The 16,616-nt window shown below is 71.2% G+C and carries 16 protein-coding genes; 3 read left to right on the forward strand and 13 right to left on the reverse strand.

Annotated elements, in window-relative coordinates:
• Nucleotides 1-221 precede the first annotated feature (221 nt).
• The 5 genes from AC07EQ_RS24560 to AC07EQ_RS24580 all read right to left on the reverse strand — a co-directional run bounded on the left by AC07EQ_RS24560 (nt 222) and on the right by AC07EQ_RS24580 (nt 6,970).
• Nucleotides 222-1,670, reverse strand: a complete 1,449-nt coding sequence (locus AC07EQ_RS24560; RefSeq protein ID WP_478390243.1) for a sensor histidine kinase — start codon at nt 1,668-1,670, stop codon at nt 222-224.
• Complete coding sequence (locus AC07EQ_RS24565; RefSeq protein ID WP_093262694.1) at nt 1,667-2,383, reverse strand: response regulator transcription factor; 717 nt, start codon at nt 2,381-2,383, stop codon at nt 1,667-1,669. Before AC07EQ_RS24565 ends, AC07EQ_RS24560 begins: the two co-directional genes overlap by 4 nt.
• A 195-nt stretch (nt 2,384-2,578) precedes the next feature.
• On the reverse strand, nt 2,579-4,642 hold the full coding sequence (locus AC07EQ_RS24570; RefSeq protein ID WP_478390244.1) for an ArnT family glycosyltransferase: 2,064 nt from the start codon (nt 4,640-4,642) through the stop codon (nt 2,579-2,581).
• A complete protein-coding gene (locus tag AC07EQ_RS24575; protein WP_478390245.1) occupies nt 4,639-5,892 on the reverse strand; it encodes a bifunctional glycosyltransferase family 2/GtrA family protein in 1,254 nt (417 codons plus the stop codon). Before AC07EQ_RS24575 ends, AC07EQ_RS24570 begins: the two co-directional genes overlap by 4 nt.
• 478 nt (nt 5,893-6,370) lie before the next feature.
• A complete protein-coding gene (locus AC07EQ_RS24580; RefSeq protein ID WP_478390246.1) occupies nt 6,371-6,970 on the reverse strand; it encodes a CGNR zinc finger domain-containing protein in 600 nt (199 codons plus the stop codon).
• A 62-nt stretch (nt 6,971-7,032) separates the two neighbouring features.
• Here AC07EQ_RS24580 and AC07EQ_RS24585 point away from each other — a divergent pair, with 62 nt between their 5' ends.
• Nucleotides 7,033-7,434: an SRPBCC family protein gene (locus AC07EQ_RS24585; RefSeq protein WP_478390247.1), complete on the forward strand. Its 402-nt coding sequence runs from the start codon at nt 7,033-7,035 to the stop codon at nt 7,432-7,434.
• Between the two features lie 99 nt (nt 7,435-7,533).
• On the opposite strand, the gene mutM is transcribed toward AC07EQ_RS24585, so the two are convergent.
• From mutM to rsmD, 8 genes are all read right to left on the reverse strand, one after another.
• Nucleotides 7,534-8,424, reverse strand: coding sequence for a bifunctional DNA-formamidopyrimidine glycosylase/DNA-(apurinic or apyrimidinic site) lyase (gene mutM / locus AC07EQ_RS24590; protein ID WP_478390248.1), 891 nt, complete (start codon nt 8,422-8,424; stop codon nt 7,534-7,536).
• 53 nt (nt 8,425-8,477) lie between these two features.
• Nucleotides 8,478-9,224: a ribonuclease III gene (gene rnc, locus AC07EQ_RS24595; protein ID WP_478390249.1), complete on the reverse strand. Its 747-nt coding sequence runs from the start codon at nt 9,222-9,224 to the stop codon at nt 8,478-8,480.
• A gap of 14 nt (nt 9,225-9,238) precedes the next feature.
• The gene (gene rpmF / locus AC07EQ_RS24600; protein ID WP_093262685.1) at nt 9,239-9,421 is read right to left on the reverse strand and encodes a 50S ribosomal protein L32; all 183 of its coding nucleotides are present in this window, start codon (nt 9,419-9,421) and stop codon (nt 9,239-9,241) included.
• A 2-nt stretch (nt 9,422-9,423) separates the two neighbouring features.
• Nucleotides 9,424-9,996, reverse strand: coding sequence for a YceD family protein (locus tag AC07EQ_RS24605; RefSeq protein ID WP_165968092.1), 573 nt, complete (start codon nt 9,994-9,996; stop codon nt 9,424-9,426).
• A 167-nt stretch (nt 9,997-10,163) separates the two neighbouring features.
• Nucleotides 10,164-10,898, reverse strand: a complete 735-nt coding sequence (locus AC07EQ_RS24610; protein WP_478390250.1) for a DivIVA domain-containing protein — start codon at nt 10,896-10,898, stop codon at nt 10,164-10,166.
• Nucleotides 10,899-11,095: 197 nt separating this feature from the next.
• The gene (locus AC07EQ_RS24615; protein ID WP_478390251.1) at nt 11,096-11,521 is read right to left on the reverse strand and encodes a guanyl-specific ribonuclease; all 426 of its coding nucleotides are present in this window, start codon (nt 11,519-11,521) and stop codon (nt 11,096-11,098) included.
• A 189-nt stretch (nt 11,522-11,710) separates the two neighbouring features.
• Nucleotides 11,711-12,193, reverse strand: coding sequence for a pantetheine-phosphate adenylyltransferase (gene coaD / locus AC07EQ_RS24620; RefSeq protein WP_093262682.1), 483 nt, complete (start codon nt 12,191-12,193; stop codon nt 11,711-11,713).
• Nucleotides 12,194-12,299: 106 nt separating this feature from the next.
• Nucleotides 12,300-12,860: a 16S rRNA (guanine(966)-N(2))-methyltransferase RsmD gene (gene rsmD / locus AC07EQ_RS24625; protein WP_478390252.1), complete on the reverse strand. Its 561-nt coding sequence runs from the start codon at nt 12,858-12,860 to the stop codon at nt 12,300-12,302.
• Nucleotides 12,861-13,083: 223 nt separating this feature from the next.
• Here rsmD and AC07EQ_RS24630 point away from each other — a divergent pair, with 223 nt between their 5' ends.
• Both AC07EQ_RS24630 and AC07EQ_RS24635 read left to right on the forward strand, forming a co-directional pair.
• Nucleotides 13,084-15,138 (forward strand): HelD family protein, encoded by a 2,055-nt coding sequence (locus AC07EQ_RS24630; RefSeq protein WP_478390253.1) that lies wholly within the window; start codon nt 13,084-13,086, stop codon nt 15,136-15,138.
• A gap of 61 nt (nt 15,139-15,199) precedes the next feature.
• The gene (locus tag AC07EQ_RS24635; protein ID WP_478390254.1) at nt 15,200-16,615 is read left to right on the forward strand and encodes an alpha/beta fold hydrolase; all 1,416 of its coding nucleotides are present in this window, start codon (nt 15,200-15,202) and stop codon (nt 16,613-16,615) included.
• Nucleotide 16,616: the final 1 nt, after the last annotated feature.

Here is a 16,616-nt window from a genome sequence, read left to right on the forward strand (position 1 = left end):
CTCGATCAACTCCCACAGCTCGTCACTGATCTCCCACGGCTTCGGCTGAGCCATCCCACGCTCCTCCACAAGCAAACGTGATCAACTCCAGCCACCACCTTGCCACAACAAGATCATTATGCAAGGACCCCTAAAATTGGAAAGCCCACTTCCGGTGGTGCCGTTCCGGGTTTGGCAGGAGCCCGATTTTGCCTAAAACTGGGCACTTTTCGGCGTGTCCGTCAGGTAAGGGGCAGGAGGACGCGGAAGGTGCTGCCTCCGTCTGGGTTGGCGTGCAGTTCCACCCGGCCGTTGTGGGACTCGGCTATCGCCGTCGTGATCGCCAGGCCGAGGCCCGTTCCGCCGGCGTCGCGGTGCCGGCCGTCGTCGACCCGGTAGAAGCGGTCGAAGATCCTCGGTGCGTGCTCCGGCGGGATGCCCGGACCGGTGTCGGTGACCGAGATCAACGCCACCGGGGTGCCCGCCGGCAGCTCCGCGCCGGCCGCCGCGAGCGCCCCTCCCCCGGCCGAACCCCGCGCGACCTCGACGGTGACCGGCGAGCCCGGCGGGGTGTGCATCAGGGCGTTGTTCACCAGATTCGTCAGCACCTGGCGGAGCCGGGGGCTGTCGGCGAGCACCCGCAGCGGGCGATCCCCGTCCCGCAGCTCGATCTCCCGCTCGGGGTCGCGCGCCCGCCCGTCCTGCACGACGTCCTGCACCAGCGGCACCACATCGACGTCGACCAGGTCTATGGTGCGCTCCCGGTCCAGCCGGGCCAGGAGCAGCATGTCGTCGACGAGGCCGCCCATGCGCACCGCCTCGGACTCGATGCGCCGCATCATCATCCGCACGTCCTCCTCGCGGTGCTGATCGCTGCGCCGGTACAGCTCCGCGAAGCCCCGGATCGACGTCAACGGCGTCCGCAGCTCGTGCCCGGCGTCCGCGACGAACCGCCGCAACCGGAGCTCGGAGTGCTCCCGCTGCTGCAACGCGTCCACCAGCCGCCCGAGCATCGTGTTCAGCGCCGCGCCGAGCCGGCCAGTCTCGGTGCGCGGGTCCTGGTCGGGCACGCGCCGGTCTAGCTGCCCGGCCGCGATCGCGTCGGCGGTGTGCTCGATCCGGTTCAGCGGCCGCAGGCTCAGCCGCACCGTCAGCGCCGCCGCGACGGCCAGCACGAGCAGCACCGCGCCGCCGACGACCAGCTCGATGACGATCAGCTGGCGCACGGTCGCCTCGACGTTCGCCAGCGACAGCGCGAGCACCACGAACCGCCCGTTGGGCAGGCCGACCGTCCGCACCCGCCAGTCCGAGCCGCCCGCCCGGTCGGGCACGGTCTTGATCGCCGGACCGTGCTGCGGATCCCGCAGCACCGGGCCGCCCTGGTCGGTCTGGGGCTGCCCGATCACGGCGCCGACCTGGCCGCCACCGGGATCGAACATCAGCACCCGGAACTCGGTGGGCAGCTCGCCGCGTTCGAGCGCGGGGTCCGGTGGGGGCCGCAGCGGGTCCGGCGGCGCGACCAGCCCGTGCTCCCACGGCTCGGACAGCGCCGCCAGCCGGTCGTCGGTGCGCTCGACCAGCGACCGGCTCAGCAGGGCGGTGCTGGTCACCCCCATCAGGAACAGGCCGACCACCAGCGCGCCGACCAGCACGAGCACCAACCGCCCGCGCAGCGTCCGCAGCACCGTCATCGCTGCTCCGGCGGCAGGCGCAGCACGTAGCCGACGCCGCGGATGGTGTGGATCAGCGGCGGCGCGGCGGAGTCGACCTTGCGCCGCAGGTAGCTGATGTAGGACTCGACGATCCTGCTGTCCCCGCCGAACTCGTAGTTCCACACCCGGTCCAGGATCTGCACCTTGCTGACCACCTTCTCCGCGTTGATCAGCAGGTAGCGCAGCAGCTTGAACTCGGTCGGCGACAGGTTCACCAGGCTGCCGCCGCGGCGGACCTCGTAGGTCTCCTCGTCCAGCTCCAGGTCGTGGTAGCGCAGCCGCGAGTCGTTGGCCTGCGCGGGCTGCACCCGGCGCAGGATCGCGCGCAGCCGCAGCACCACCTCGTCGAGGCTGAACGGCTTGGTGACGTAGTCGTCGCCGCCGGCGGTCAGCCCGGCGATGCGGTCCTCGACGGCGTCCCGGGCGGTCAGGAACAGCACCGGCACGGCGTTGCCGTTGGCGCGCAGCTCGGAGGCGACCGAGAACCCGTCCCGGTCCGGGAGCATCACGTCGAGCACCACGATGTCCGGCCGGAACTCCACGGCGGCCCGCAGCGCATCGGCACCGGTGCCCGCGCCGTGCACCTCGAATCCGCTGAGGCGCAGCGCCGCCGTCAGCAGCTCCAGGATGTTCGGCTCGTCGTCGACGACCAGGACGCGCGCGCTGTTGGTATCCGCCACGCCGTCAAGCATCGCCCACCTCCCTGGGAAAAGCCTGAAAGAAGTCCGGGAACCGGATGGGCCCGCGTTTCCGCAGGTCCGGGGCCGTGAGTCTTTTGGGTTGCTATAGCGACCCAAAACACTCACGGGCCCTGACCAGGCAGAACAGTACCCACCGCGGAGCTCCCCGGGGTGGGTACGCGACTCGGCCGCGCACCCACCCGCGGGTCAGTTGCACCGGTAGAGCTGTACCGCCGTGTCCGCCGCGCCTCCCCAGGCGGCCGGGTCGACGGGGGTGCAGTTCTGCTTCACCCACTCGTCGCGTTCCTGCCTGACCTCGCCGCCCGGCATGCCGCCGGGAGGCTGCGCGCCATCCGGTGCGCCGTCGCCCATGCCGTCCCGACGCGGCATGCCACCCATGCCGCCGAGCTGGACGAAGCCGAGCTGGCCGGTCCGCTTCCACTCGGTCAGCTGAGCCACCGACGGGGCGTCGTCACCGCCGCTGAATCCGCCCATGCCGATCACGGTCACGTCCGCGTTGATGATGTAGGACGAAGCGCCCATCGAGCCGGCCTCCACCGCGAGCGGCACGTCGAGATCGCCCGCATTGGCCTGGACGTAGTCGAGCATCTTGCGCTGCTCCGCGCTCAGCGACCCGCCGCCGCCCATGCCGCCGACGAGCAGGATCGGCCCTTGCTCGGCGCCGCCCGGCTCCACCGGGTTCTGCCCGTCCGGCGGCCCGCCGTCGCCCGCATCCGGGAACCGCATGCCGCCCGGTGGGCGCATACCCGTCTCCGGCCCGGCCATCGGGTTCGCACCGCCCATGCTCTTCTGGGCGCTGACCGCCCCGATCGCCGACCACGCCGTCGGCACCGCCAGGGCCGCGGCCAAGCCCAGCGCCAGGCCGGTTCTGGCCAGCGGCTTGCCGCGCCGGCCGATCACGAGCACGACCAGCGCGAGCACGCCCAACCCGGCGGCCGCGTACCCGGCCCACGCGTGCCAGCTCAAGTCGCGCGCGACGATGGCCACCGCCCACGCCACCGTGATCGCGACGCCGACCGGAAGCAGCAGCCACGCCTTGCCCTGCGGTTCGCGGTACCAGCGCCAGAACCGGACGACACCGGCTCCGACGATCGCGCCGACCGCAGGCGCGAGCATCGTCGTGTAGTAGGGGTGCATGATGCCCTGCGCGAAGCTGAACATGACGCCGATGACCACCAGCCAGCCGCCCCAGAGCACCCAGCCCGCGGCCTGCTCCCGGTCCAGCGGCCGCCCGCCGCGCCACCGCCGCACCCCGGCGACCAGCATCGCGACCAGCACCAACGCGCACAGCGGCAGCAGCCAGCTGATCTGACCGGCGAGCTGCTCGTTGAACAACCGCAGCACGCCCGACGAGCCGGAGAAACCGCCGCCACCGCCCGGCGGCTGGCTGCCGCCACCCGGCGGTTGGAGCCCGCCGCTGGGCGGTCGAAGGCCCCCACCGCCGCCGAAGATCCGCCCGAAGCCGTTGTAGCCGAACACGAGATCCCAGGCGGAACCGTCCGCGCTGCCCCCGATGTACGGTTTCGGCGACGGCCACAGCGCGGTCGCGACGACCCACCAGAACGAGCCGACCAGGACCACCGCCGCGGCCACGCCCAGGTCCAGCAAGCGCCGCCCCCAACCGGTGCGGCTGCCGACCAGGTATGCCGCGATGAAGGCGGGCAGCACCATCCACGCCTGCAACATCTTCGTCAGGAAGCCGCAGCCGACCAGGAACGCTGCCAACGCGACCCACCCGGTGGCCTTGCGGGACTCGAAGGATCGCGTCATCGCGTACGCGGCCGCCACGACCAGCAGCACGAGCAGCGTGTCCGGGTTGTTGTCCCGGTTGATCACCACCGTGATCGGGGTCAGCGCCAGCACCAGCCCGGCGATCAGCGCGGCGTGCTCCCCCGCCCACCGCCGGACCGCGCGGTGCAGCAGGAAGACCGCCGCGACACCCGCCACCACCTGCGGGAACAGCACGGCGAACTGGTTGAACCCGAACACCTTCACCGAAAGCACCTGCACCCACAGCGCCATCGGCGGCTTGTCCACGGTGACCACGCCGGCCGGGTCGAAGGAACCGAAGAAGAAGTTCTCGAAGCTCTGCGACATCGACTTCACGGCCGCCGAGTAGTACGAGTTCCCCCAGGACTCGCCGATTCCCCAGCAGTACAGCACCCCGGACAGCACGCAGATCGTGGCCAGCGAGATCCGCTGCCACGGCGCGGCCGCGCGCTGCGCGTTCGTCGCATCAACCGACGTCATCCCTGTTCCTCTTCCTCCGGCAGTGGCGCGGGCCGGAAGACCCACGACCTCAGCAGCACGAACCGCAGCCCGGTTCCGATCATCGAAGACACCACGAGCACGAGAACTTCCAGCCACCGCGACGAATCCGGCTGCCAGGCGTGCAACCCGAGCAGCGCGCCGGAGGTGACGACGTAGTAGAGGGCGAACACGACCAGCCCCTGCAGGTGCACGCGGCCGGAGGAGGCCGGCCCGCCGAGGAAGGTGAACCGGCGGTTGGCCTCGGTGTTCCACAGCGTGGTGACGGTCAGCGCCGCCAGGTTCGCCAGCAGCGGCGGCCACCAGGAGCGCAGCAGGGCGTACAGGACCGAGGTGAGCACTGTGGACACCAGGCCGATCACGCCGAACGAAACCAGCTGCCACAGCAGACCGTTCTCCCGCTTCGCCAGCACCGCCTGCGGGTGCGCGGCACGCGGCGCGGGCCGCTGCGGCAGGCCGGGAACCTTCGCCGCACCCGTGATCTTGACTCGGGTCACCCGGACCAGGCCCGCGACGTCGTCGACGGCGGTCCGCACCACGTTGACCCGGGTGTCGACGTCCTCGACCCAGTCCACCGGCACCTCGTGCACCCGCAGCCCGTTGTGCTCGGCCAGCAGCAGGAGTTCGGTGTCGAAGAACCAGGAATCGTCGCTCACGTGCTTCAGCAGCGGCTTCACCACGTCTGCGCGCGCCGCCTTGAAACCGCACTGCGCGTCGGTGAACCGGGCACCGTGCGTCCAGCGGATCATCTTGTTGTAGCAGCGCGAGATCAGCTCCCGCTTGCCGCCGCGGACCGTGCGGGCGCCGGTCGCCAGCCGGGAACCGATCGCCAGGTCCGAATGCCCGTTGACCAGCGGGGCGACCAGCGGGAGCAGCGCGTCCAGGCCGGTCGACAGGTCGACGTCCATGTAGACCACGACATCCGCGTCGCTGTAACCCCACGCGGTGCGCAACGCCAGGCCGCGCCCCTTGCGGTCCAGGTGCAGCACCCGCACCCCGTCCACCGCACGAGCCAGCTCGCGGGCGACGCCCAGCGTGCCGTCCGTGCTCGCGTTGTCGACCACCGTGATGGTCCAGGCGAACGGAAAACCCTCGGACAGGTGCTCGCGCAACACCTCCAGGCATCCCGGGAGCGTTCGTTCCTCGTTGAAGACCGGGATCACCACGTCGATCGTCGCGGTCCGGCGAGCCACGCGATGCGCGTCGACGCCGAGCTGCGGCACAGCATTCATCTCCCACCACCTCGCTTCCGGCGTCCATCAAGCCGGGGCGAGGTGCGAGTGCCGTGGAAACAGGCTGGGAAATCCCTGGGAATCGGCGGCCGCGACCGGACCGATCGCATTTCCGCAGCTCGGCCAGGCCCATTCGAGACGCGATCAGCGGCCGTCCGGCAATTTCCCGAAGATTTCCCAGAAAGGCCCGCTCGCCGCAGGATCCGGCAACGGCCACTGTGGACGCGGTGTCGGAGTGCCGGAAAGTTCGCGATTTCGCCTAAATCGCGAACCTCTCCGGAGAGTTCGGGCTCCCGATTCCGGGGGGGCGTTGCAGCTTGGGTGCGAACGTTTGTGGGGCGTGGCCGGCTAGGGCGCAGGACGTCGATTTCGCGCGAAATCGCCGCCGACGTCAGGCGCCGGGCGCCTTAGGGATGAGCCGGGCGGAGGAATTCTGAAACGTGCTCTTGGGCAATGTCGGGAGACCTACCCGCGAACGTCAGGACTGGCGGGCCCGGTGGGCGTTCACCTTGTGGCGATTGCCGCAGCGCTGCATCGAGCACCACCGGCGGGAGCCCGGCCGGGAGGTGTCGAGGAAGAGCAGCGAGCAGTCGTCCGCCGCGCATTCCCGGAGCCGCTCGGCTCGATCGCCGCCGAGCAGCTCGATGGCCTCGCGGGCCGCGGCGCCGAGGATCTGGCCGCCGGTGACGGGCGAGACCCACTGCCGGACGCCCGTCGCCGGGTCCAGCCGCGGCCGGGGCGGCGGCTCCGCGCTGTTGTTGAGCACCTCCAGGTCGGCGCTCGACGGGCGCTCGCCGTGCGCCACGGCCTTCGCGACCGGCCACATCGTGTCCCGGAACCGCTTGATGCGGCGGAGTTCGGCGGGCTGGATGCGGATGTCGTCGCTGCTCAGCGGCGCGACCTCGGCCAGCCGCGAGCCTTCCAGCCAGCGCGCCAGATCCGCCGGCTCGTGCAGGATCTCGTAGCGCTGGTACGGCCCCGGCCCGCCGGTGATCAGCAGCTCCAGGCAGAAGCATCCGGCGTCGAACCGGAACCGCTCGCCGGTCGCCGCGGTCAGCAGCCTTGTTCCCACCCTCATGTAACCACTATATTCGGTTTCTCTTCCACTTTAACCGGTTACATCGAGGGCGGGGCGCGGACATGATCGGGCGGACCAAGGACGTCGGCTTCCAGATCGGGGTCTCCAAGACCGTGCCCCACCCGCCGGAAGCGGTCTGGCGCTTCCTCACCAGCCCGGCGGGCGTCGCGCTGTGGCTCGGCGCGGGCGCCACCCTGGAGAAGGGCGCGACCTACCGGACGGCGGACGGCACGACCGGCGAGATCCGCAGCCACCGCGAGCTCGACCGGGTCCGGCTCACCTGGCGACCGGCCGACTGGGACCACGACACGACGGTGCAGGTCGCGATCGTGGGCAAGGGCGACCGCACGCAACTGCGCTTCCACCAGGAGTGGCTGGCGGACGCGGACGAGCGCGCCCGCCAACGAGACCACTGGCAGCGCACGATCACCGCCGTGACGACCGCCCTGGCAACGGAGCCGTGAGCCCTTGCTGGCGGCGTTTTCGCGCGAAACCGCCGTTCACCACGCCTGCCGGACGACGGTTTCGCGCGAAAACGCCATCACTGCCCGGAAGGATGAACGTCAGAGGTGGGCGTTGCGGGGCGTGGGTTGGCACACCGGGCAGGTGTAGGACGAGCGGTTCATGAACGGATCGCGTCGCACCGACGCCCCGCACCGCGGGCACGGGTGCCCCGCCTGCCCGTACACCGCCAGCGACCGGTCGAAGTAGCCGGATTCGCCGTTCACGTTGACGTACAAGGCATCGAACGAGGTGCCACCCGCGTGCAGCGCCTGCTGCATGACATCGGTGACGGCGCCGAAAAGCTCGCGGATCTTGGGCCGCGTCAGCGTCGCCGTGGGCCGGGCCCAGTGCAGCTTCGCCCGCCACAGCGCCTCGTCGGCGTAGATGTTGCCGACGCCGGACACCAGGCTCTGGTCCAGCAGCGCCCGCTTGATCCCGGTGCGCCGCGCCCGCAGCCGGTCGGCCACCGCCTCGATGTCGAACACCTGCTCCAGCGGGTCGGGCGCGATGTGCGCCACCGGCTTCGGCAGCGCGATCCCGTCCACCTCGACCAGATCGGCCAGGTGCAGACCGCCGAAGGTGCGCTGGTCCACGAACCGCAGCTCCGGACCGCCGTCGGAGAACCTCATCCGCACCCGCAGGTGCTTCTCGTCCGGGGCGTCGCCGGGCTGCACGAGCAGCTGACCGCTCATCCCCAGGTGCACCACGAGCGCTTCGCCGCCGGACTCGGGCGCACCGGCCTCATCGCCGAGCTCCAGCCACAGGTACTTGCCGCGCCGCCGCGCCGCGCTCAGGCAGCGACCGACGAGCCGACCGGCGAAATCATCCGGACCGGGCACGTGTCGGCGGACAGCGCGCGGATGCAGGACCTCGACGCCGGACAACGTCCGGCCGACAGCATGTTCGGCGACACCGCGCCGGACGACCTCGACCTCAGGCAACTCGGGCACGAAAACATCTTCGACCACCCGCGCCGGACCCCGGCGCGCGGCCCCGGATTCCGCTACGCGGACGGGGTGCCGGCGTCTTCGGTGGTCTGTTCGGAGAGCTGGCGCCAGGCCGCTTCGGCGGCCTTCTGCTCGGCTTCCTTCTTGGTGCGGCCATCGCCGCGACCGTAGGTCTGCCCGCCGACCGCCACGAAGGCGCTGAACTCCTTGCGGTGGTCCGGACCCTGCTCCTCGACCCGGTACTCGGGCACGCCGAGCCCCGCCGACGCGGTCAGCTCCTGCAGGCTCGTCTTCCAGTCCAGCCCGGCCCCGCGCTGCGGCGCCTCGGCCAGCAGCGGCTCGAACAGCCGGTGGACGACGCCGCGGGCGACGTCGATGCCCTCCGCCAGGTACACCGCGCCGAGCACGGCTTCCAGGCCGTCCGCGAGGATGCTCGCCTTGTCCCGGCCCCCCGTGAGCTCCTCGCCCCTGCCCAACAGCAGGTATTCACCCAGGCCGCCCTCACCGAGCCCGCGAGCGACGCCGGCCAGCGCGTGCATGTTGACCACGCTGGCGCGAAGCTTCGCGAGCTGCCCCTCGGGCAGGTCCGGGTGCTCGGTGTACAGGTGATCGGTGATCACCAGGCCGAGCACCGCGTCGCCGAGGAACTCCAGCCGCTCGTTGGGCGGCAGGCCACCGTTCTCGTAGGCGTACGAGCGGTGGGTGAGGGCAAGGGTGAGCAGCTCGGCGTCGAGCTCGACGCCGAGCGCTGCCAACAGCGGAGCCCGATCGACCTTCCGGACCCGCGACTGCTTTCCCCCCACTGCACGACCGCCGATCAGGCGGGCTGGACGATCTGGCGGCCGTCGTACTGGCCGCAGGCCGGGCAGACGACGTGCGGCAGCTTCTGCTCGCGGCAGGAGCGGTTGGAGCACTGCACCAGCGTCGGCGCCGAGGTCTTCCACTGCGACCGGCGGTGACGGGTGTTGGCCCGGGACATCTTGCGCTTCGGGACGGCCACGACTACTTCTCCTCCTCGGTCCCGCCGAGCCGCTCTTGCAGCGCAGCCCAGCGAGGATCAATGGTCTCATGCGTGTGATCCGGGGCGAGTTCGGCCCACTTCACGCCGCACCCGGAGCACAGCCCCTGGCAGTCCGGCGAGCACAACGGCGCCGAGGGCAGCGACAGCAACATCGCGTCCCGCACCACCGGTTCGAGGTCGATCAGGTCGTGCACGACCCGCTCCACCTCGTCGTCATCCGTGCTGACGTCCGTGGCGCTGTCCGGGTAGGCGAACAGCTCCCGCACCTCCACCTCGACCTCGTCGGAGATCGGGTCCAGGCACCGGACGCACTCGCCGGCCAGGGTGGCCACGGCGGTGCCGGACACCAGCACGCCCTCCACCACCGACTCGGCCAGCAGGTCGAGCTGCACCGGATCGCCCTCCGGCACCTTGATCATGTCCAGCCCGAACCCGGTCGGCGCCGGGGCACTACGCGTGTAGGCACGGCTGCTGCCGGCCCGGTGGCCGATCTCCCGGGTGTCGATCACCCAGGGGCCGACGTGCGCGGTGTGCGCTGCATGGTTCTGAGACATCACAAGTTTCGGTGGTCAATTCGACAGGGCGGTGCGGCATAGGCGGATGAGAAACTGCGCATCATCCCCAGCCAGCTTTCCCAGGGTACGCGACACCCTTCCAGCCGCGACACCAGGGCCTTCCACCACCGAGGACCGCCTCCGGCGCGGGCCCGGTGGCGCGGAGATCAGTTGGCGCCGGTGTTGTTGCCGGCGTGCCACTCCTCGTAGTCGAAGGGGGCGCCCATCGGGCTGCGCAGCTGCTGGCGGCCCTTGCCGACCGTGCGCAGCGTGCGGCTGAGCAGGTCCTCGAAGTCCGCGAGCCGGGAGTCGACGTACGCGTCGCACTCGCTGCGCAGCCGCTCGCCGTCCTCGTTCGCCTCGTCGACGATGCGCTTGGCCTCGGCGTTCGCCGCCTGCACCACCTCGGTGTCGGCCACCAGCCGGGCCTGCTCCGCCTTGCCCTCGTGCACCGACTGCTCGTAGGCGGCGCGGCCGGCCTGCACCATGCGGTCGGCTTCGCTCTGGGCGCGGCCGACGTAGTCCTCGTACTCGCGGCGGCCCGCGGTCACCGCCTGCTCCGCCTGCGCCCGCGCCTCGGCCAGCAGCTCGTCGGCCTGCTCCCGGGCGTCGGCGAGCAGCTGCTCCGCCTCGGCGCGCGCCGAGGCGACCGTGCGGTCGGCCTCGTTGCGGGCGTCGGTGACCGACTTGTCGGCCTGCGCCGCCGCGGTGGACACCACCTCGTCGCGGTGGTCGAGCACGTCCTGGGCGTCGTCGAGTTCCTGCGGGATCGCGTCCCGCACGTCGTCGAGCAGCTCCAGCACGTCGCCGCGGGGCACCACGCACCCCGAAGTCATGGGCACGCCACGCGCTTCCTCGACGATCGTGACCAGCTCGTCGAGCGCCTCGAACACCCGGTACACCTTGATCTCCCTGCCGTCGTAGCCGCCGCAGCGGCAAGCATGTCAGAACACCCGCAGTCGCCGATCATGGGTTTGTCCTGGTACCAGTCTGCCCGGGCCGGGCAGCGCGGCGGGGGAAATCCAGTTCCGCGTGTCAAGCCCCCGAACGCGCTCGTGCGCGCCCCGGACGGCCCGGAACGCGCACGGCTCGCGGTGGACTACGCGTTGATGTTGGTCAGCTGGAAGCTCTCGTAGTGGTCCTGGGTGTAGAAGTACTCGCCGCCGTCGCCGACCACGAACCGGCGGGCGCCGCGGTCGTCGCTGCCAGGGGTCTTGACGGTGTACTCGTGGTAGTAGCCGCTGGCGCACTTCGGCAGGATGCCTTCCCGGTTCTGGAAGACCGTGCCGTCCTGCGGGTACGGGTAGGGGCCGCCCTTCTTGATCAGGTTGACCGTGTCGGTCGCCTCCTTCGGCAGCGCCGAGAGGTCGACCTTCTGGAAGCCCGAGGTGTCCCCGCACGGCGCCTGCGCGACGGCAGCCGTCGGCGCGGCGGACAGGGCGCTCGCCTGGAACCCGACCAGCCCCACCACGGCGATCAGACCGGCCAACAGGACCTGGAGTGTCTTCGACGTGATCCGCTTCATGGTCGAGCACGCTACGTCGATGACGTGTGCACGCACTGAAGCTGACGTGAACCCGAAATGGCATAGGGCACGGTCGAAGGACACGTGCTAGTCCGAACGGCGCAGCGCGGCCCGCGAGGCTCGGCCGCTGAAGCGGCGATTTCGCGCGAAATCGGCGCACGCTCCCGTCGCGGCGCCGTTCCGCGCGGCTCAGTTCTGCTCGGCGAGCCGGTCGAGGAGCCGGCGCTCGATCGTCGGCGGCAGCAGGTTCGACACGTCGCCGCCGTAGGTGGCGACCTCCTTGACCAGCGAGCTGGCCAGGAAGCTGTACAGCGGGTTGGTGGACATGAACATCGTCTCGACCCCGGACAGCTGCTGGTTCATCTGCGCCATCTGCAGCTCGTAGTCGAAGTCGCTGACCGCGCGCAGGCCCTTGACGATCGCGCCGATGTCGTGCGCCTTGCAGTAGTCCACGAGCAGGCCGTGCCAGGCGTCGATGCGCACGTTCGGCCACTGGGCGGTGACCTCGCGCAGCATCTCCAGCCGCTCTTCGACGCTGAACAGGCTCTTCTTGTTCTTGTTGATGAGCACCGCGACGACGACCTCGTCGAACAGCTTCGACGCTCGCTCGATGATGTCCAGATGACCGTTCGTCACCGGGTCGTAGGAGCCAGGACACACGGCACGCCTCATGAGCTGGCACGTTAGCAGCAGGCAGGGGATGCCCCCACGATCACGTGGCGCGGGTCACCGCATGGGTCGTGAGTGCGAAAACGGGCTCCACCCCCCGGCTTCGCACTCACTGCTCCTCGTGCGCGGCCCAGTGGACGGCGGTGTCGCCGTAGCGCTTGGTGCGGAAAGCCTGCAGCGGCGGCGGCCAGTCCGGTTCGCCGCTGCGCACCGCGCGCTCGACGATGACGAGGCTGCCCGGCGCGGTCCAGCCGTTCGGGGCCAGCCCGGCCAGCACGCGCTGCAGCAGCTCGGGCGCGAGGTCGTAGGGCGGGTCGGCCAGCACCACGTCGAACGGCTGCGCCGTCGGGGTGCCGATCAGGGTTTCGGCCTTCGCCTGCTCCACCCGGACGTCGCGGAACCCGAGCGACGCGGCGTTGCGGCGCAGCAGCTGGGCGGCGCGCCGGTCGGATTCGACGAACGTGGCGTGCGCGGCGCCGCGGGAGAGGGCTTCGAGGCCGAGCGCCCCGGAGCCGCCGTAGAGGTCGAGCACCCGCGCGCCGGCCAGCTCGATGGCCGATTCGAGCGCGCTGAACAGGGCTTCCCGCACCCGCTCCGAGGTGGGTCTGGTGCCTCGCGGGGGCACGTCGATGCGCCGCCCGCCCACGCTTCCGGCCACGATCCGAGTCACCCGGCCATCGTCGCGCACCCGCGTCCGACCGGTGCTCCGCGGGCCTGGCAAGCGGCACCGCGACGCAGAACGCCCGCCAGGCTCTCGCGCGGCGGGCGTTGGTGTTCGGCTCAGTTTACGCCTGGGTATTCGGGTTCTTAGCTCCTGGGAGCAGCAAGCAGCCGCCGCGACGGGCCGTAGGCTGATTGGTCTGCCCACTGCGCCACACGGGAGAACGACACAGGTGTCCGAAGCGTCCACCAAGCAGGCCGAGATCGCGGTCGAGCAGCAGCACGTCGACCGGGTTTACGCCCGGCTCGACGAACTGCGCGCCGAAGCCGAGGCGATGCGCGACAAGAGCTACGAGTACGGCCTGGAGGCCACTCCCGAAGCGCTGAACGAGCGCGACGTGATGCTGTACCACGCGAACCGGACGCTGCAGGCGCTGAACGCCGAGTCCGAGGGACTGGTGTTCGGCCGCCTGGACTTCGCCGGCGGCGACGCCGTGCACATCGGCCGGCTGGGCATCCGCGACCCGCAGTTCGACAACCTGCTGGTGGACTGGCGGGCCCCGCTGGCCGCGGCGTTCTACCAGGCCACTCCCGAGCAGCCGCTGGACGTCGTGCGGCGCCGGGTGATCCGCTCGTCCCGCGAGCAGGTCGTCGACCTCTCCGACGACCTGCTGGACCCGGACCGGGCGCCCGCGGACATGCGGGTGATCGGCGACGGCGCGCTGATGGCGGCGCTCACCCGGTCGCGCGGCGACTCGATGCGCAACATCGTCGCCACCATCCAGAAGGAGCAGGACGACGCGATCCGGGCGCCCGAGGGCGGGGTCACCGAGATCACCGGCGGCCCGGGCACCGGCAAGACCGCGGTGGCGCTGCACCGCGCCGCCTACCTGCTCTACCGCGACCAGCGCCGGCTCGGCGGCCCCGGCGTGCTGGTGGTCGGCCCGTCCCCGGTGTTCATGTCCTACATCTCCCGCGTGCTGCCGTCGATGGGCGAGCACAACGTCGAGCTGCGGGCGCTCGGCGAGGTGCTGGACGGCATCGGCACGGCGAAGATCGACGATCCGCGCACAGCTGAGGTCAAGGGCTCATCGCGGATGGTCAAGGTGCTCCGGCGGGCGCTGCGGTTGCCGCCGCCGGACGCCCCGGACCACCTGCAGATGTTCTACCGGGGCACGGTGCTGAAGCTGCAGGCCGACGACCTGAAGCGGATCCGCCGCTCGCTGCACAACAAGGGCGGGCAGCCCAACCGGTACCGGATGCGCGCGGCCGACGCGCTGCTGGAAGCCCTGTGGCAGCAGGCGAAGCAGGCCGCCGACGAGGACTTCCAGCCCGAGCGGGAGCGGCTGATCAGCGAGATCGGCGAGCGCATCGAGTTCCACCGGTTCCTGGTCGCGTGGTGGCCGCCGCTGTACCCGATGCAGGTGCTGCGCTGGCTGTCCGACCCGGCGCGGCTGTCCCAGGCCGCCCGCCGGTTGCTGTCGGCCGAGGAGGTCGACCTGCTGGCGAAGTCGTGGTCCGAGGTGACCGAGTGGACGGTCGCCGACATCGCGCTGATCGACGAGCTGCGGGTGCTGGCCGGGCCGCCGCCGAAGCGCCGCCGCACCGCCCCGGAGGCGGAGCAGTCGCGCCGCGCGGTCAACTACGACGAGTACGCGCACGTGGTGGTCGACGAGTCGCAGGACCTCTCGCCGATGCAGTGGCGCATGGTGGGCCGCCGCGGGCGGCACGCGAGCTGGACGATCGTGGGCGACCCGGTCCAGTCGTCGTGGCCCAATCCGGCGGAGGCCGCCGCGGCGCGGCAGGAGGCGTTGAGCGCGCAGCGCACGCACCGCCGGTTCACGCTGCACACCAACTACCGGAACTCGGCGGAGATCTTCGCCGTCGCCGCCGACGCGGTCCGCGACCTGGTGCCGGCCGACGACCTGCCGGTCGCGGTGCGCACGACCGGCATCGAGCCGGCGGTGCGCGAGGTGGCCGCCGACGAGCTGCCGCAGGCGGCGCGGTCGGCCGCGGTGGAGCTGGTGGCGGCGGCCGAGGGCACGGTGGGCGTGGTCACCACGATGGCCCGCCGCGACGAGGTCCGCGAGTGGCTGTCCACTGTGGATGGGTCCGACTCGGACCGGCTCCGCGTGGTCGGCAGCCTGGAGGCCAAGGGCATGGAGTACGACGCGGTGGTGGTCGTCGACCCGGACGGCCTGGCCGCGGAATCCAGCACCGGCCGCCGCGCCCTCTACGTGGCGCTCAGCCGGGCGACCCAGCTCCTGACGGTCCTCAAGACGCCGTAGTCCGCGAAGATCTATCGAAGGTTGGACGCCAGGTCGCAGGGGTTCCCGAAAGCCTGGGCGCATGAAGAAACTGCTCACCGTCGTGCTCGGCGCGGCGCTGCTCGCGGTGGGGACGGTGCACGTCGCGTCCGCCGAACCGGGACCGTCCTGGCAGGACTGCGGGGACGGCCTGCAGTGCGGCCGGATCGACGTACCGGCCGACTGGGCCGATCCCGGCGGCGACCGGATCGGCCTGGGACTGGCCAGGCTCCCCGCGCAGGATCCGGCCAACCGCAAGGGCACCCTGCTGGTCAACATCGGCGGCCCCGCCCAGCAGATCTCGGTGCTGCGCCGGTCGAAGGCCGCCTTCGCCGACCTCACCCGGTGGTTCGACGTCGTCGTCTCCGACCCGCGCGGCTTCGAAGAGAGCGCCGGGGTGCGGTGCCCGGATCCGATGCCCATGCCGGAGAACGCGGAATGGGTGTTCCCGGACCGGGCCACCTACGACGCCTACGCCGCCGGGAACCGGCGTTTCGGCACCGGCTGCGCCGAAGCGGCCGGGCCGCTGGCGGGCAGGCTGAACACGTGGCAGGTCGCCCGCGACATGGACGCGATCAGGACCGCGTTGGGCGAGGAGAAGCTGAACTACTACGGCAACTCCTACGGAACGGTCTTCGGGCAGGCCTACGCCGAGTTCTTCCCGGACCGCATCGGCCGGATGTACCTGGACAGCGTCATGGACCACACCAACCGGTCCTGGCCCGCCTGGCTGCTGCCGCGCGCGAAGACCATGGAGGCGAACCTCGACCGCTTCGCGCAATGGTGCGCCACGAATCCGGGATGCGCGCTGCACGGCCGGGACGTGCTCGAGGTGTGGGACGAGGTGCTGGCGCGCGCCGAGCGCGATCCCATCCCCGCTCCCGGCGCGGGGCCGGACGCCACGGTGGGCCCCACGCTGATCGTCTCGCGCGCCAATCCCGGCTACGAGGGCCGGTGGCCCGAACTGGCCACGTCGCTGCTGGAGGCGCACGCCGGTGACGCCTCCAGATTCGCCGAAACCCCCACCGGCGGGATGGATCCCGCGCTGAGCCGGATCATGTTCTGCGCCGATTTCCCGTATCCGACCGAGTACGACGAGGTCAAGGCGCTGGAAACCGCTCTGCGGAGCCGAACTCCGCGAATCGGCTGGGCCACCGCGTGGCAGACGTCCTACCACTGCGCCGGTCTCCCCGGGACGACGAACTTCCGGCCGCATCCGATCCGCCCGCGGGGCCTCCCGCCGATCCTCGTCGCGAGCGGCGAGTACGACAGCATGACCCCGCCGCGGGACGCGCGCCGGGTGACCGCGCAACTCGACGGCGCCCGCTACCTCCCGGCCAAGGGCGCTCACGCGCTCTACCTCAGCGGGCACCCCTGCGTGCGGGACCGGGTGCACCGGTACCTGACCACCGGCGAACTGCCGCCGGAAGGCACCGCGTGCGGTGCTGCATCCTCTTGAT

It is taken from the genome of Saccharopolyspora sp. NPDC045839, from assembly GCF_056431645.1.

Bases quoted from the DNA above. Each gene is read 5' to 3' on its own strand.
- AC07EQ_RS24560 (WP_478390243.1), bottom strand. From the start codon at position 1,670: ATGACGGTGCTGCGGACGCTGCGCGGGCGGTTGGTGCTCGTGCTGGTC.
- AC07EQ_RS24565 (WP_093262694.1), bottom strand. From the start codon at position 2,383: ATGCTTGACGGCGTGGCGGATACCAACAGCGCGCGCGTCCTGGTCGTC.
- AC07EQ_RS24570 (WP_478390244.1), bottom strand. From the start codon at position 4,642: ATGACGTCGGTTGATGCGACGAACGCGCAGCGCGCGGCCGCGCCGTGG.
- AC07EQ_RS24575 (WP_478390245.1), bottom strand. From the start codon at position 5,892: ATGAATGCTGTGCCGCAGCTCGGCGTCGACGCGCATCGCGTGGCTCGC.
- AC07EQ_RS24580 (WP_478390246.1), bottom strand. From the start codon at position 6,970: ATGAGGGTGGGAACAAGGCTGCTGACCGCGGCGACCGGCGAGCGGTTC.
- AC07EQ_RS24585 (WP_478390247.1), top strand. From the start codon at position 7,033: ATGATCGGGCGGACCAAGGACGTCGGCTTCCAGATCGGGGTCTCCAAG.
- AC07EQ_RS24605 (WP_165968092.1), bottom strand. From the start codon at position 9,996: ATGTCTCAGAACCATGCAGCGCACACCGCGCACGTCGGCCCCTGGGTG.
- AC07EQ_RS24615 (WP_478390251.1), bottom strand. From the start codon at position 11,521: ATGAAGCGGATCACGTCGAAGACACTCCAGGTCCTGTTGGCCGGTCTG.
- coaD (WP_093262682.1), bottom strand. From the start codon at position 12,193: ATGAGGCGTGCCGTGTGTCCTGGCTCCTACGACCCGGTGACGAACGGT.
- AC07EQ_RS24635 (WP_478390254.1), top strand. From the start codon at position 15,200: ATGAAGAAACTGCTCACCGTCGTGCTCGGCGCGGCGCTGCTCGCGGTG.